The organism is Vibrio sp. Vb2131, from assembly GCF_033338535.1.
GTDB classification, from domain to species: domain Bacteria; phylum Pseudomonadota; class Gammaproteobacteria; order Enterobacterales; family Vibrionaceae; genus Vibrio; species Vibrio alginolyticus.
Window position 1 is genome coordinate 110,232 of the sequence record NZ_JAWOSW010000011.1, and the last position, 14,542, is coordinate 124,773.

Sequence of the window (14,542 nt, forward strand, 5' to 3'; positions counted from 1 at the left end):
GAGTGCGTTATCGTTGGATAGGCTCTTCTCTTGGTGGTGTTAGCTCTTGGACGTTATCTTCATTAAAGTCATCGGCGTAACCTTTAGGTGGCGGTGTCCAACCACGTTCTGACCGCGATAGTTTGTCATGACGATCTTTTTGCATCTCTTCCGCCATTTTCTCCTCTAACTGAATAAACAGTTGTCGGAAATTGTTGTCATAGCGTTCACCTTCAGAATCATCCTCCCAAGCTTTGTAAAGTATTTCTGACTTACGTGCTTCAACACGCTTATATGTCGCCTTCTGTTGTTCAACAAAGAAGGGGTGAATGCCAAGTGCTTTCATTGTGTGACCGCCCATCTCCAATGCAGAATGGTAGGTCTCTGATTCAATAATATCAGCTCCCGCTTGACGCAAAAGATAGCCATGTCCACGGTCAAAGGCACGTGCAATCACTGTTACTTTTGGGTACGTGTGCTTAACGTACTTCACCAGTTCTACACTCGATTCTTGGTTATCAATCGCCACAACCAACGCAGCGGCGTGCTCAATGCCGGCTGTATGTAGCATATCTGGTCGAGTCGCGTCGCCAAAATAGGCGCGAGTGCCAATCTGGCGCATGTTATCGACTTGGTCAGATTGATGGTCAAGTACCACGGTAGTCACGCCGTTTGATACCAATAGGCGATTCACTATTTGTCCAAAGCGGCCGATGCCGGCGATGATCACCGTGCCTGTTTCCTCAATCGTATCGCTTTCGCGTTCATTTGACTGGCTTTCAAAGCGCGGCAGAATCACTCTATCAAACAGAATAAACAAACCTGGTGTCAGGAACATCGAAATCGCAACCACTAACGCAAGAGTTTGTGAAAGTTCAAATGGGATGACGTGGTTTTGCACTGAAAAGCTTAGAAGCACAAAGCCGAATTCACCTGCTTGAGCCAAGCTTAGGGTAAACAGCCAGCGGTTGCTGCCTTTCACCCTAAATATCAGTGCCAGAATAAACAGCACCAAGGCTTTCAAAACCATCACGCCAATGGTCAATGCCATGACCAACCAGAAATCACCAAAAAGGACCGAGAAGTTGATCCCTGCGCCAACGGTAATAAAGAACAGACCTAACAATAGGCCTTTAAATGGTTCGATATTGGATTCTAACTCGTGGCGGAATTCACTGTTCGCCAATACAACGCCAGCCAAGAAGGTTCCTAAGGCAGGAGATAAGCCCACTAAACTCATTAGTGCAGCGATACCAATGACAAGCATGAGTGCAGTTGCGGTAAAGATTTCTCGCAAACCAGAGCTAGCCACATAATTGAGCAGCGGTCGACTTAAAAAGTGTCCACCAACGACGACGATTGCTATCGATGCTGTGATTACGATGCCGTATGCCCAGCCTGGCAACCCCGCAACGAGGCTTAATTCTTCATGGTGCGCTGCGGCTGTTTGTGCTGCGGACTGTGCCTGTTCAATTAATTCAGGTAAGGCCAATAGGGGAATGAACGCCAACATTGGTATCACTGCAATATCTTGAAAAAGCAACACGGAGAAAGCGTTTTGTCCACCTTCCGTCTTCGTTAATCCTTTTTCGCTAAAAGTTTGCAAAACAATCGCAGTAGAAGAGAGGGCGAAGATCAAACCTATGGCTAAGGCTATGGTCCAAGGCTGGTCAAAGTATAAGGCAATACCCATAATCGCCGCGACGGTACCAGCGACTTGCAGACCTCCTAAACCCATTAAGCGATTGCGCATCGCCCACAACATTTTGGGTTCGAGCTCTAAACCAACGAGAAACAGCATCATCACCACGCCAAACTCGGCAAAGTGCTGTATTGTTGTTGTTTCTTCACCGACTAAACCGATAATTGGGCCAATGACCACACCTGCGATGAGATAGCCTAAAACGGACCCAAGTCCCAAACGCTTAGCAAGTGGGACTGCAATTACAGCAGCAATCAAATATACGAAGGCTTGTAAGAATATCCCTGTCATGAAGCCTCCTTAATGAGCTCTGGCAATGCGCTGTTAAGCTTGATTAATGACGCCGCAGCTTCAACATCCAACCTATCTTCGACTAAAGCTGTTAGCAGGCTCTTGTACCGCTCGACATGACGAGGGATTCGCCCTTCTTCATCTGCTGTACGTGCGCCAAACATCGCGAGAGGGGCAATGTAGTTCATGCCGGTCAGTGCGGACATTTGTTCAATAGGCGCAAGCAGTTGACGAATCGTAAAGTGGTTGTAGCCCTCTGCCTTATAAGCTTCTTCTTTACCCCCTGCAGACAGCACACAAAGCATGGTCTTATCTTGCAGTGCTGTGCCATCTGTACCGTAAGCAAAGCCATATTCCAAAACCAGATCTTGCCACTCTTTTAAAATCGCAGGCGTTGAATACCAATATAGTGGAAATTGGAAAATCACCACGTCATGCTCACGTAAGCGTTGCTGCTCACGGTCGATATTAATATCGAAACGAGGGTATTCGCCATAGAGATCAACACATGTCACGCCTTCAATTTTTTGAGCTTCTTTGAAAAGTGGAGTATTCACTTCTGAACGATGCTGGGAAGGATGAGCAAAGAGAATGAGTACTTTTTTATTTGCCATAGGGATCCTTGCTATCTAAATAACCATGCCCAGTAGGAGCGCGGGTTGGTTAGAAAATGTAACTCATAAATGATCGCCAAGCTAGTTTGGAAAACTGTTTAAGCTGTTTCAATATCAATAAAAAACCACCAAATAAATTGGTGGTTTTGGGAAGCGTTACGTTTTACTAATCATGAATAGGGACGACTAGAATATCCACCGGTGACTTGTTAATTAAGTGTCTCGAGTAAGAAATAATCTTGCTCCAGAAATCTTGGTGGTGGCCACAAATCAGAAGATCCACTTCTTGCTCTTTAATGGTGACCTCTAATTTATCAGCCAAGTCGCCAGTACCTACGAAGAAATGTTTAAGTGGGTAATCCATGTAATCACTAAATGTTGTTAAACATTCCATTGAATGCTCATTCAATGGCCTTTGATCCGGGTTTTCTTTAATGTCTACAAGCTCACGATAGATTTCTCCGTGCGTACCATCAATATGAATAAAGGAGATATCGGAGTCGAGATAGTTTGCCATTGATACCGCTCTGTCGATAAGCACGGTGCTTTCATCTGACAGTTCGAGTGCAACAAGGATATGTTTGTATTTCATAACCACGCCCTTATGTGGATTATCTTTACCCTAAGCATAGTATGGCTTGGATAAAAATTGTGTTGCTAAGATCTCGAAATTGTTCAAAGACTTGTTAAAAAGTTAATGTGATATAACAACTTACTGTGAAACTTTCTTTTTGTTCACATTTGGTTAGAAAGCTTGCTTTTTGAACAAAAAAGCGGCTACACTCTGTGCATCATTTCTCTAGGAGATTACGCCAACATGAAGAACTAAACCTGTCATCCATATTTTTACTTATTTTTTGGATCTGCAGGGTTAGTAGGCGTAGCTCACTTTCCGATATTTCTTTGCAACAAGACGACTTTTTGATTTGACGTATATCGTCGAGCTTTACATAGAGCTTAATGCGTTTGTGCACGCGTTTTGTTGCCATTTCAAATCATAGCTACGGCTGTTGTCCCTGTCATACAGGAGGCAAATTATGCCAGTTTTACAAGCTTTTAATGTTAGCCATCAGTTTGATAATGGCGATACGCTATTCCAGTCTATTTCTTGTTCCATGACTAAACGACGTGTTGGTTTGGTTGGGCGCAATGGCATCGGCAAGTCGCTTTTGACTTCCATTTTAGCGGGAGAAATTCAGCCTGCCAGCGGTGTTGTGACTGCTCCCTCTTCTTTCATGATGTATCGCCAGCAGCCGTCTGATCTGCTTTCAGGTCAGCAATCGATCGCCCAATTTCTGGGAACAGACTCGGCCTTACATGCTTTGAAGCAGATTGAACAAGGTGATGTTTCTGAGCATTGGTTCGAACTGGTTGGCGAACAGTGGGATATTGAACTGAAACTCAAACAGCAGCTTGCTGCGATGGGCTTGCCGCAAGACCCTGATTTCTCTTGTGCTCGGCTCAGTGGTGGTCAGTTGGCGCGTTTGCAGTTATGGCAGTTATTTGAAAACGAAACGGATCTTTTGATTCTCGATGAGCCATCCAATCACCTCGATACCGAGGCGAAACAATGGCTGATAGAGTCTATGACGCATTTCAGCGGTGCGATTTTACTCATCAGTCACGATCGTGAGCTGCTGCGAGAGATGGAGGAAATTTGGGAGCTATCGGGCCTAGGTTTACAGGCTTTTGGTGGAAATTACGATGTGTACGCCGAGAAAAAACGCACTGAACTGCAAGCGGTCGAGAGGCAGTTAGCGCAAGTCGATAAACAGAAAAAACGGTTAGCCGAGCAAGCCCAGAAAAATCGTGAAAAAGCAGACCAACGCGCCGCGCAAGGGAACAAACTGCGCAAAGACGGCAGTCAGCCCAAAATTTTGCTTGATGGAAAAAAGGATAGCGCGACCGCCAGCGCTTCAAATCGCAATAAGAATGAGCAACTCAGACAAGCGCATTTACAAGCCAAAGAACAGGCGTTGCAATCGCGACATGAGCAACTCAAGGCGCAAAAGCTTTATCTTACAGATAATCCGAACCGTTCGCGAAAAGTGTTGTCGATACAAGAAGGTATATTACCTTTTGGGAATTCTACGCCTATCACGTTGCAGATTTTTGCGAACGACAAAGTCCATCTCAAAGGGAGAAATGGCTGCGGAAAATCAACCTTGTTAAAGACGTTGCTTGGCGAGTTATCGTTGCAGAGTGGTGAGTTGCAAGTGAATACGCCTTTGTATTATCTCGACCAACATTTTGGTGCAGTGAATCCAAATCTTTCGTTACTTGAGAACGTAATGGAGAGCTGCCAAGAGATGACGGAAAGTGAAGCGAGGACCTTATTGGCCGGGATCGGTTTTCGTCGAGATGCAGTGTTTCGATTGGGGCGCCTACTGAGCGGTGGCGAGAAGATGAAGCTCGCGATGCTGATAGTCAGCCACCAAAATTCTCAGCCTTTGCTGCTGCTTGATGAACCAGATAACCATCTCGACCTCGAGTCAAAAATAATGCTTAGTCAGGCGTTAAATGTATACAAAGGTGGATTTGTTCTGATTAGTCACGACCAAGATTTCGCTTCTGAGTCTGGGGTTTTGCGCCAAATCGAGCTGACTTAGACGAAAGAGAGTAAACGCCATCGTGGCTCTTCAGTATTGTTCCCAAGTTCTACACTTCCACTTACTAGTTTGTAGAACTGGAAGGAAATGAGGGAGTTAGGATGGCTTTCACAACTCGTTTAATGAAATTAGATTCATTTTGTCGATATATAGTAGAGTTCTGATGTATTGCACAAAAAGACAACAGAAAAATAAAAAGGAATTTCATGAAAAAGAACACCCTAGCACTCACAACAGCTCTCGCACTCGGAAGTGTGTTGTCTGTGGCGCATGCCAATGAAGCGGCGCAATCGTCGGTTGAACAGGTAAGCCCGAAAGCCATCACGTATCCAACCACACAAAAAGTGGATATTGTCGATGACTACTTTGGTACAAAAGTGAGTGATCCTTATCGCTGGTTGGAAGACGATCTCAGCCCAGAAACCGCGGAATGGGTGAAGGCGCAAAATGCAGTGACGTTTGATTATCTGGCGAAAATCCCTTACCGCGAGCAGATTGAAGAGCGCATTACTAAGCTCATGGATTACGAAAAACAAAGCCAGCCGTTCAAAGAGGGTAAGTTCACTTACTTCTACAAAAATGACGGGTTACAAAACCAAGACGTGCTTTATCGGCAGCTAGGTGATGGTGAAGCAGAAATTTTCCTCGATCCAAATACTTTTAGTGAAGATGGCACCACATCGTTAGCGGGAGTGAGCTTTTCACGAGATGGATCTTTGGTTGCATACAGCATTTCGGAAGGCGGTAGCGATTGGCGCAAAGTCATTGTGTTAGACACAGAAACCAAAAAGCCCGTCGGTGAAACGCTGGTGGATATTAAGTTCAGTGGCATCAGTTGGCTCGGCAATCAAGGCTTCTATTACTCAAGTTATGACAAGCCAAAAGGGAGTGAACTTTCCGCGAAGACAGACCAACACAAGCTCTACTTTCATAAACTAGGGACGAAACAAAGTGAAGACCAATTAATTTTCGGTGGTGTAAAGGACGAAAAGTATCGCTACGTTGGGGGTTACACGTCGGAAGATGAACGCTACTTGTTTATCTCAGCCAGCGTATCGACGTCGGGCAACAAACTGTTCTTCAAAGACCTGAGTAAGCCAAATAGCCCGCTGAAAACCATTTTAGATAACACCAGTTCTGATACTTGGGTGATAGACAACCAAGGCACGAAACTGTACTTGGTTACGAACCTTAATGCGCCGAACAAACGCGTCGTGACGGTGGATGCAAGTCAGCCGCAGCCCAAAAACTGGAAAGATTTGATTCCTGAAACAAAGAACGTGTTACGTGTTTCTACCGCGGGTGGCAATTTGTTTGCGAGCTATATTGTTGATGCGATCTCGATGGTGAAGCAATACGACATGAACGGCAAACTCATCCGAGAAATCAAATTGCCTGATATTGGCAGCGCATACGGTTTCTCGGGGAAAAAAGAAGAAACCGAAGTCTACTACTCTTTCACCAACTACAAGATGCCAAGCACTACCTATCGTCTGAACATCAAAGATGGTGATAGCGAGGTGTACTACAAATCTAAAGCGCCATTTGACCCTGTTTTGTATGAATCTCGCCAGGTGTTTTACACCTCAAAAGACGGAACAAAAGTGCCGATGATCATCACCTATAAAAAAGGGACACCGATGGACGGCAGTGCACCAACCTTCCTATATGGTTATGGCGGTTTCAACATTAGCCTCACGCCATCTTTTAGCCCGACACGTGCGGCTTGGTTAGAGCTTGGTGGTGTTTACGCGGTAGCGAACATTCGTGGTGGTGGGGAATATGGCAAAGAATGGCACAACGCTGGCATTCAAATGCAAAAGCAAAATGTGTTTGATGACTTTATTGCGGCGGCTGAATACCTAATTGATGAAAAGGTAACGTCATCAAACAAGTTAGCCATTAACGGTGGATCGAATGGTGGCTTGTTAGTGGGGGCCGTTATGACGCAACGTCCAGAGCTGTTTAAAGTGGCGCTGCCAGCAGTCGGCGTACTGGATATGCTGCGTTACCATACTTTTACCGCAGGTGCTGGTTGGGCGTATGACTACGGTACGGCAGAGCAAAGTAAAGAGATGTTCCAATATCTGAAAGGTTATTCGCCAGTGCACAATGTAAAAGCGGGGGTGGAATACCCAGCAACATTGATTACAACGGGTGATCATGATGACCGTGTTGTTCCTGCTCACTCATACAAATTTGCTGCTGAGTTGCAATCGAAGCAAGCGGGTTCAAATCCGACCTTAATTCGCATCGAAACCAATGCAGGACATGGTGCAGGCACACCAACGCGTAAAATAATTGAGACAAATGCAGATATTTATAGTTTTGCACTGTTCAATATGGGAATAGAGAAACTGCAATAGTGCGAATTGTTTGCGTTTTAGTTATCGAAACGCATCGGCGCTTTATCGCTCGATAATAAAAGGGAATCACAGAGAGTGACTCCCTTTTTATTTATTATAGGCCTACTATTCTAATCTGATGCTAGGCTAATCAAACTAAGGTTTTTTAAATTATTATAATGTTCTAATTAATCTGAAGAGTATTGTACGATCGAAATGAAACATTGATCGCGATCACCTAAATCCATTGCACTCTCTATTTATATGGTAAAATTAATTAATCATTTGTTCTAATGATAATTGAATTTTCATAAGTTTTAATATTTCCTTCTTCATTGGTATTACCAAATTTCAAGTTATATAAGATATAAGTAGCGGTGATTGAACTTTTACGATGCTTTATTTTATTTTAATTAAAACGTCGAATGTTTCGTCATTATTGAATTTGCTTTGATAATTTATGTTATCCAAAGCGAGTTGTGTTGCTTGCTATTTATGATGACCTCATGACGTGAATAATTTTATAATCATTAAAATGGATACAGTTTTATGAATTTAGTGAAACCGTCTGTTGCCATTATGGTTGCAGCCCTACAACTCGCGTCTTCTGCCTATGCGCAGACAAACAATAACGAAGAACTACAAGATATGTCTGACCCACTTGCGGTATACACCCAAGCTGGCTTTGGTATTACTGATAAAGGCGCGAACATCAAAATCGGTCAAACTTACCAATCTAGCCAGCCTGGTACCATGGCGATGAACATCATTGAAATGAAAGGCATTGGTGGTGAGCTATTTGGCATTCGCGACAATGACGATCCAATATATGCCAACGTTGATGACAGCATTGACTCTTTCAGACTACGTAATTTCCAAGTAGAAGTCGCAAAAGGTCTAGGCCGTCAATTAGATGTAAACTACGACGTTGATAACGATAAATTAGATGCATCTTATAGCTTTATTCAAGGTCTACCTAAGTTTGGTATGTTGCAGCTATTTCCTTTAGCTGGTGCGGGTGTCACTATTGCTAATGATTTTAGTGGTGATGACAAAGGTTATGAAATTCCAGGTACTTTCACTGTTGTGGGTATGTACTCAAAAATTGAATTAACCGATAAAATCTGGATTAACTACAACCCAATGTATATGCATACGTTGTCTGGGTCTAGTCAATATAAAGATACTTATTATGCAGGTGAAGATAATATCTTGGCTCATGAGTTTGCGTTGTCTTATCAAATTAATCCTCGCGCAAATATTCGTTACTTTGCAAACTGGAATGATCACGTTAATTTCGGTGATGGTGATCACCGTATCGAATTTAACTACCAATTCTAACTCCCTCGTTTATTTCCAGAATAGAAAGTGTGTTTATCCATATATTTAAATATTTAGGCTAGGGCACTTTCTACATAAAGTAGGTTTATCATGAAAGCCAAATATAAATTTGCGTTGGTATCTATTGCTATATCTTCTGCATTACTATCAGGATGCAAAACTGGCGATATCGCAACGAAAACTGCCCAAGCACCCTCTGTTGAAACCGTTACCCTAACCGAAACAAAAATCACTCCTTATCATACTTTTATCGGTCGAACTGAAGCGGTAAATGACGTTGATATTATGCCTCGAGTCGGTGGCGAATTAACCGCGATTCATTTTAAAGATGGCGATATGGTCGAAAAAGGCCAATTGCTGTTTGAAATCGACGACCGTCCTTACAAAGCGGCACTGGCGTATGCAAAAGCGTCGTTGCAAAAAGCAAAAGCACAACTCGTTCAAACTATGCGTGATGCAGAACGTGTGAAGAAACTCATCAAAGATAAAAGCATCAGTGAGCAGCAATACGATGACGCCATTGCCGCGCACGCCGCAGCGATTGCTTCGGTAGAAGAGGCGAAAGCGACGCTGGTTTCAGCAAGGCTCGATCTTGAGTTTAGCTCTGTGCGTGCTCCTTTCTCTGGCCGCGTGGGTTTCAGCAACTTCCGAGTGGGTGACCGTATTTCGAAAATTCAACTCGTTCCTCTTGTTTCGATCACTCAAGTAGACCCAATTCGCTTTGGCTTTGATGTGGATGAGAAGCTCTACCGCCGCGTAAGAAGTGCGATTGATGTGGCCCATCGTAACGATGACAAACTGGATGTTGATTTAACACTGACGCTTTCAGACGGTTCATTGTACCCGCTTGAAGGCAAGATCTACGCCGTTGGCAATAAGATCGATTTAGAAACAGGCTCAATTCGAGCAGAAGCACAATTCGATAATCCAACTTACGCGCTTATGCCGGGTGAATATGGCAACTTGACCATCAAGCTGCGCAACAAAACCATTGATGGTTTGCTTATCCCATCGGCGGCTGTTCAACAAGACCAAGCGGGTGACTACGTCATGGTGGTTGGTGATGATCACGTGGTGTCTCGTCGTAACGTTGAACTCGGTCAGACCTACGGTGTGAAACGTGCTGTGCTGACTGGTTTGGCGGCTAACGAAAAAGTCATCGTCAATGGTCTACAAAAAGTGCGTCCGGGTGCAACGGTGAAAGACGTTGAGCTACAGAGTGAACAAGGCTGAGTGAGTACTGATGTTAAGTAAATTTTTCATTCACCGGCCGAAATTTGCTTTGGTGATCTCACTGGCGATGACATTGATGGGTATGCTCGCCCTGAAAGTCTTGCCAATTTCTGAGTATCCTCAAATCTCTCCAGCGGTAATTACGGTGAGCACCATGTATCCGGGTGCAAACGCGGACGTGGTTAAAAAGACCGTAGCACAACCGATAGAAGCCAAAGTCAACGGCGTTGAAGACATGATTTACATGTCTTCTGTGATTGGTAACGATGGCTCATACACATTGCGTATTTACTTCCGAGTGGGCGCAGATGGCGATATGGCGCAGGTTCGTGTGAACAACTTGGTGGCACAGGCGACGTCGTCTCTACCACAAGAAGTAAACCAAATCGGTGTGACGGTTAAGAAGAAATCTTCCGACATGCTGGGCGTTATCACACTGCGTTCTCCGAAACAGTCTCACGACAGTATCTACCTTTCTAACTACGCGGATCTCAATATTGTCGAGCGTCTAAAACGTATCGAAGGTATGAGTGACATTACGCTGCTGGGTAAGAAAGACTACTCAATGCGTATTTGGTTGAACCCAAATAAACTGGCTACCTTGAAGCTTTCTGCTAGCGATGTTATTGGCGCAATTAAAACGCAAAACATCCAAGTGGCGGCGGGTAAGATCGGTGGTATGCCAGCTCCGGGTGACCAGCAATATCAATATGTTTTGCAAACCAAAGGCCGCCTCACTTCTGCGGAAGAGTTTGAGAACATCATCATCCGCGCGAGCAAGAAAGGTTCTTTGATTCGCTTGAAAGATGTGGCTCGTGTGGAAGTTGGTGCACAAGGTTACGAAGCTGATGGTCGTATGAATAACGAACCAGCCGCCGTTCTGGCCTTGTACCAGTTACCGACCGCGAACGCGCTAGACGTGATGGAACGCGTGAAAGAGGCCATGACAGAGTACGAGAAATCGTTTCCTGGTGATTTGGTCTACGACATCGCGTATGACTCTACCGAATACGTAGAGACATCGATTGATGAAGTGTATGAGACGCTGGTGATTGCGGTACTTCTTGTCACCTTCGTTGTGTACGTTTTCTTGCAGAACTGGCGAGCGACCATCATTCCAACCTTAGCGATTCCGGTTTCCATTATTGCGACGTTCGCAATCATGGGCGTGATGGGCATGACCATTAACACGATCTCGTTGTTTGGCTTGATCCTCGCCATCGGTATCGTGGTGGACGATGCGATCATCGTGGTAGAGAACGTGGAGCGGGTTATCCATGAAGAGCATTTAGACCCGATTCCGGCCACGATCCAAGCTATGAAAGAAGTGACAGGGCCAGTATTGGCAACAACGCTTATTTTGTTGGCGGTATTTGTACCGGTTGCGCTATTGCCGGGTATTTCTGGTCGAATGTTCAACCAGTTCGCGGTCACCATCTGTGTATCGGTGCTGCTCTCTGCGATCAACGCATTAACGTTAACGCCAGCGCTTTGTGCGTTGATGTTGAAATCTACTCACTCGCAACCTATTGCGCCTTTGCGTGCGTTTAACCGAGGTTTTGAAGCAATAACGCGCAAATACCAAGGTTTAGTTGGCTTCTTGAGCCGCCGCATTGTGCTGAGTATCGGTGTTTATGGCGCGCTTATTGCGGTGCTGGCATTTGCGTTCATGACCGTACCTTCTTCTTTCGTTCCGAACGAAGATAAAGGCGTGTTCATGGTCGAAATGCGTTTGCCAGACGCAGCAGCATTGCAGCGTACTGCACCATTAATGAAGAAGTACGTTGATGAGCTAAAACAGATGGAAGGTGTGGAGAACGTGGTTTCGGTTGCGGGCTTCTCGGTAATTAATATGGCGTCGATTCCAAACTCGGGCATGTTGATCATCAAACTGGATAACTGGAGCAAACGTAAAGACCCTGAACTACACCAACGCGCATTGATGAATAAAGTTAACCAAATGCTGAACTCAACGCCAGATGCCGCTTCGTTCGTTTTCGCGACGCCGGCAATCAAAGGTATGGGTGCGGTGGATGGTTTCAACCTTGTGCTGCAAGACAACTTAGGTCGTTCTCCACAAGAGTTGGCAAAAACAACCGCTGATTTTGTTGCCCAAATCAACCAACTGCCTGAAGTGGCACGTGCGTTCTCGATTTTCCGTGCGAACATTCCGCAACGTTACATCGATATTGACCGCGATAAAGCGATTTCGATGGGCGTACCGTTGAATGAAATCTTCAGCACACTGCAAGCGCAGTTGGGCGGTGCCTACATTTCTGACTTCAACTTGTTTGGTCGTTCGTACCAAGTGAAAGTGCAAGCAGAAGAGCAATATCGTGACAACATCGACGACATCGACCATCTGTTTGTTCGTTCTAGCTCTGGAAAAATGGTGTCACTGGCAACGCTAGTGAAAGTGAAGCCGATCTTCGGCCCTGATACCTTGTCGAACTACAACATGTTCAGTTCTGCAACCGTGAACGGTGCGCCAGCGCCAGGTTACAGCTCGGGTGATGTTGTAAAAGCGATTGAAAAACTGGCTGCGGAATCTTTGCCAAGTGGTTACTCGTACGAGTGGTCAGGCATGACTTACCAAGAGATGAAAGCAGGCAACATGGCACCAATCGCGTTCGCATTGTCTTTGCTGTTCACCTACTTGTTTTTGGTGGCTCAGTACGAAAGTTGGACCATTCCTGCTGCGGTAATGATGGCGGTTCCAGTCGCGATTCTCGGCGCAATGGGCACGCTACTGCTGGTGGGACAACCGTTCGATTTGTACGTGCAGATTGGTGTGGTCATCTTGATCGGTATGTCCGCCAAAGTGGCGATTCTTATCGTGGAATTTGCCAAAGTTCTGCGAGAAGAAAAGGGCTTATCAATCATTGATGCTGCCAAAGAAGCTGCTCGAATCCGTTTCCGTGCAGTACAGATGACTGCGTTCGCCTTCATCTGGGGGGTATTCCCGTTGGTGATTGCATCGGGTGCCGGTGCGGCATCTCGTCACTCACTGGGCTTTGCGGTATTTGGCGGCATGATTCTCTCTACGTTTGTAGGCACGTTGCTGACGCCAGTGTTCTTCGTGATGATGCAATCTCTGCGCGAGAAGTTTAAGCGAAAGAAACCCTCTGAACTTGAGGTGAACGAGCAATAACTCTGATTTCAACTGACTCCACAACACCCCCACGCTGTGTGCGATTGGCCAATGCCTTTCATTGATATACAACCACCGTCGCAGCGTGGGTTCCCCAAAAAATAATAGGTTTTAGCATGAAAAATCTTTCAAAAATCGTCGTAGCGAGCTCTCTACTGACGTGTGCTGCTGCGCAAGCGGGTGGGTTATACCTTTACGAAACAACAGCATCGGATATTGGTTTGGCATCCGCTGGTATGGCGGCTCGTGCGCAAGATGCCTCAGTAATGGCAGCAAACCCGGCTGGTCTGGCGAATGTTTCTGGTAAATCTTTCTCTGGTAACCTGATTGGCCTTTACGGTGACGCGCAACTAGACACGATGACTGGCGATGCGGGCAACGTGATTGGTTTTGTTCCTATGGCGTCGGCATTTTACAGCCAACAAGTGAACGACAAATGGACGCTGGGTATTGGTCTGTATGGCAACTACGGTCTTGGCCTCGAGTACGAAGGTCTTTTGGGTAATCATTTAGATATTCCTACAGCAACGACGCAAGCCTTGACCATTCAACCTTCCGCTTCTTACCGCATCAATGATCACTGGTCTGTGGGTGCGGCGCTTGGCATTCAGTACGGTATGTATGAAGTGGAAACGAAGGGAGCCTTGAACTTCAATGACGAAGACCAAGATACTCAGCTCAACGGCCGAGTAGGTGTGCTTTATGAAGCAACACCAGGCACGCGTCTTGGCCTGTCTTACTCTTCTGAAACCGAATTTGAATTCGACAAGAGTAACTCCATTGCTCCGCAACAACTGATCTTCAGTGCTTACCATGAAGTGAATGATGACCTAGCGGTGATGTGGAACGTGAACTGGCAAGACTGGAGCGAATACACAACCACGCTGGGCGTAGAGACACAAGACACTTACCAAATCGCATTGGGTACTCAGTACAAACTGAATGAAAAAATGATGTGGAATGCAGGTTTTGCATTCGATACCAGCATGTATGAAAGCCAATCAAACGGTGACATTACCGTTCCTACTGGCAAGGCGTACCGCATTGGTACAGGCATTGATTACAAATTGGATTCAGAAAACTCAATTGGTTTCGCGTTTGAAGCGATCTTGATGGAATCGTCAGAAACGCCACGCTTCCAAGCGGGCTTTGATGAGCCTGCACTGTACTTCATGAGCATGAGCTACAACTGGAAAAACTAATCATTCCTAATCGCTAAAACGCCTTCCTTACAGGCCATTCTACCCTAACTACCTGCACTGGATGCTGTCACGCCA

At 45.4% G+C, this 14,542-nt stretch carries 9 protein-coding genes; 6 read left to right on the forward strand and 3 right to left on the reverse strand.

Annotation, left to right across the window (positions count from 1 at the left end; translation table 11 throughout):
• Window positions 1-7: 7 nt before the first annotated feature.
• From R7E38_RS13405 to R7E38_RS13415, 3 genes are all read right to left on the reverse strand, one after another.
• On the reverse strand, window positions 8-1,972 hold the full coding sequence (locus tag R7E38_RS13405; protein WP_226083990.1) for a monovalent cation:proton antiporter-2 (CPA2) family protein: 1,965 nt from the start codon (window positions 1,970-1,972) through the stop codon (window positions 8-10).
• Window positions 1,969-2,586 (reverse strand): NAD(P)H-dependent oxidoreductase, encoded by a 618-nt coding sequence (locus tag R7E38_RS13410; RefSeq protein WP_047101696.1) that lies wholly within the window; start codon window positions 2,584-2,586, stop codon window positions 1,969-1,971. Before R7E38_RS13410 ends, R7E38_RS13405 begins: the two co-directional genes overlap by 4 nt.
• 166 nt (window positions 2,587-2,752) lie before the next feature.
• A complete protein-coding gene (locus R7E38_RS13415; RefSeq protein ID WP_047101695.1) occupies window positions 2,753-3,178 on the reverse strand; it encodes a universal stress protein in 426 nt (141 codons plus the stop codon).
• A gap of 445 nt (window positions 3,179-3,623) precedes the next feature.
• Between R7E38_RS13415 and R7E38_RS13420 the strand changes: the two genes are divergently transcribed.
• The 6 genes from R7E38_RS13420 to R7E38_RS13445 all read left to right on the forward strand — a co-directional run bounded on the left by R7E38_RS13420 (window position 3,624) and on the right by R7E38_RS13445 (window position 14,467).
• Window positions 3,624-5,195: an ATP-binding cassette domain-containing protein gene (locus R7E38_RS13420; protein ID WP_064376763.1), complete on the forward strand. Its 1,572-nt coding sequence runs from the start codon at window positions 3,624-3,626 to the stop codon at window positions 5,193-5,195.
• A 206-nt stretch (window positions 5,196-5,401) separates the two neighbouring features.
• Window positions 5,402-7,561: a prolyl oligopeptidase family serine peptidase gene (locus R7E38_RS13425; protein WP_318081833.1), complete on the forward strand. Its 2,160-nt coding sequence runs from the start codon at window positions 5,402-5,404 to the stop codon at window positions 7,559-7,561.
• Window positions 7,562-8,089: 528 nt separating this feature from the next.
• Window positions 8,090-8,881, forward strand: coding sequence for a hypothetical protein (locus tag R7E38_RS13430; RefSeq protein WP_005375405.1), 792 nt, complete (start codon window positions 8,090-8,092; stop codon window positions 8,879-8,881).
• A 90-nt stretch (window positions 8,882-8,971) separates the two neighbouring features.
• The gene (vmeP, locus tag R7E38_RS13435) at window positions 8,972-10,114 is read left to right on the forward strand and encodes an efflux RND transporter periplasmic adaptor subunit VmeP (protein WP_226083988.1); all 1,143 of its coding nucleotides are present in this window, start codon (window positions 8,972-8,974) and stop codon (window positions 10,112-10,114) included.
• Window positions 10,115-10,124: 10 nt separating this feature from the next.
• Window positions 10,125-13,265 (forward strand): efflux RND transporter permease subunit VmeQ, encoded by a 3,141-nt coding sequence (gene vmeQ / locus R7E38_RS13440; protein ID WP_226083987.1) that lies wholly within the window; start codon window positions 10,125-10,127, stop codon window positions 13,263-13,265.
• A 116-nt stretch (window positions 13,266-13,381) separates the two neighbouring features.
• Window positions 13,382-14,467, forward strand: coding sequence for an OmpP1/FadL family transporter (locus R7E38_RS13445; protein WP_226083986.1), 1,086 nt, complete (start codon window positions 13,382-13,384; stop codon window positions 14,465-14,467).
• Window positions 14,468-14,542: the final 75 nt, after the last annotated feature.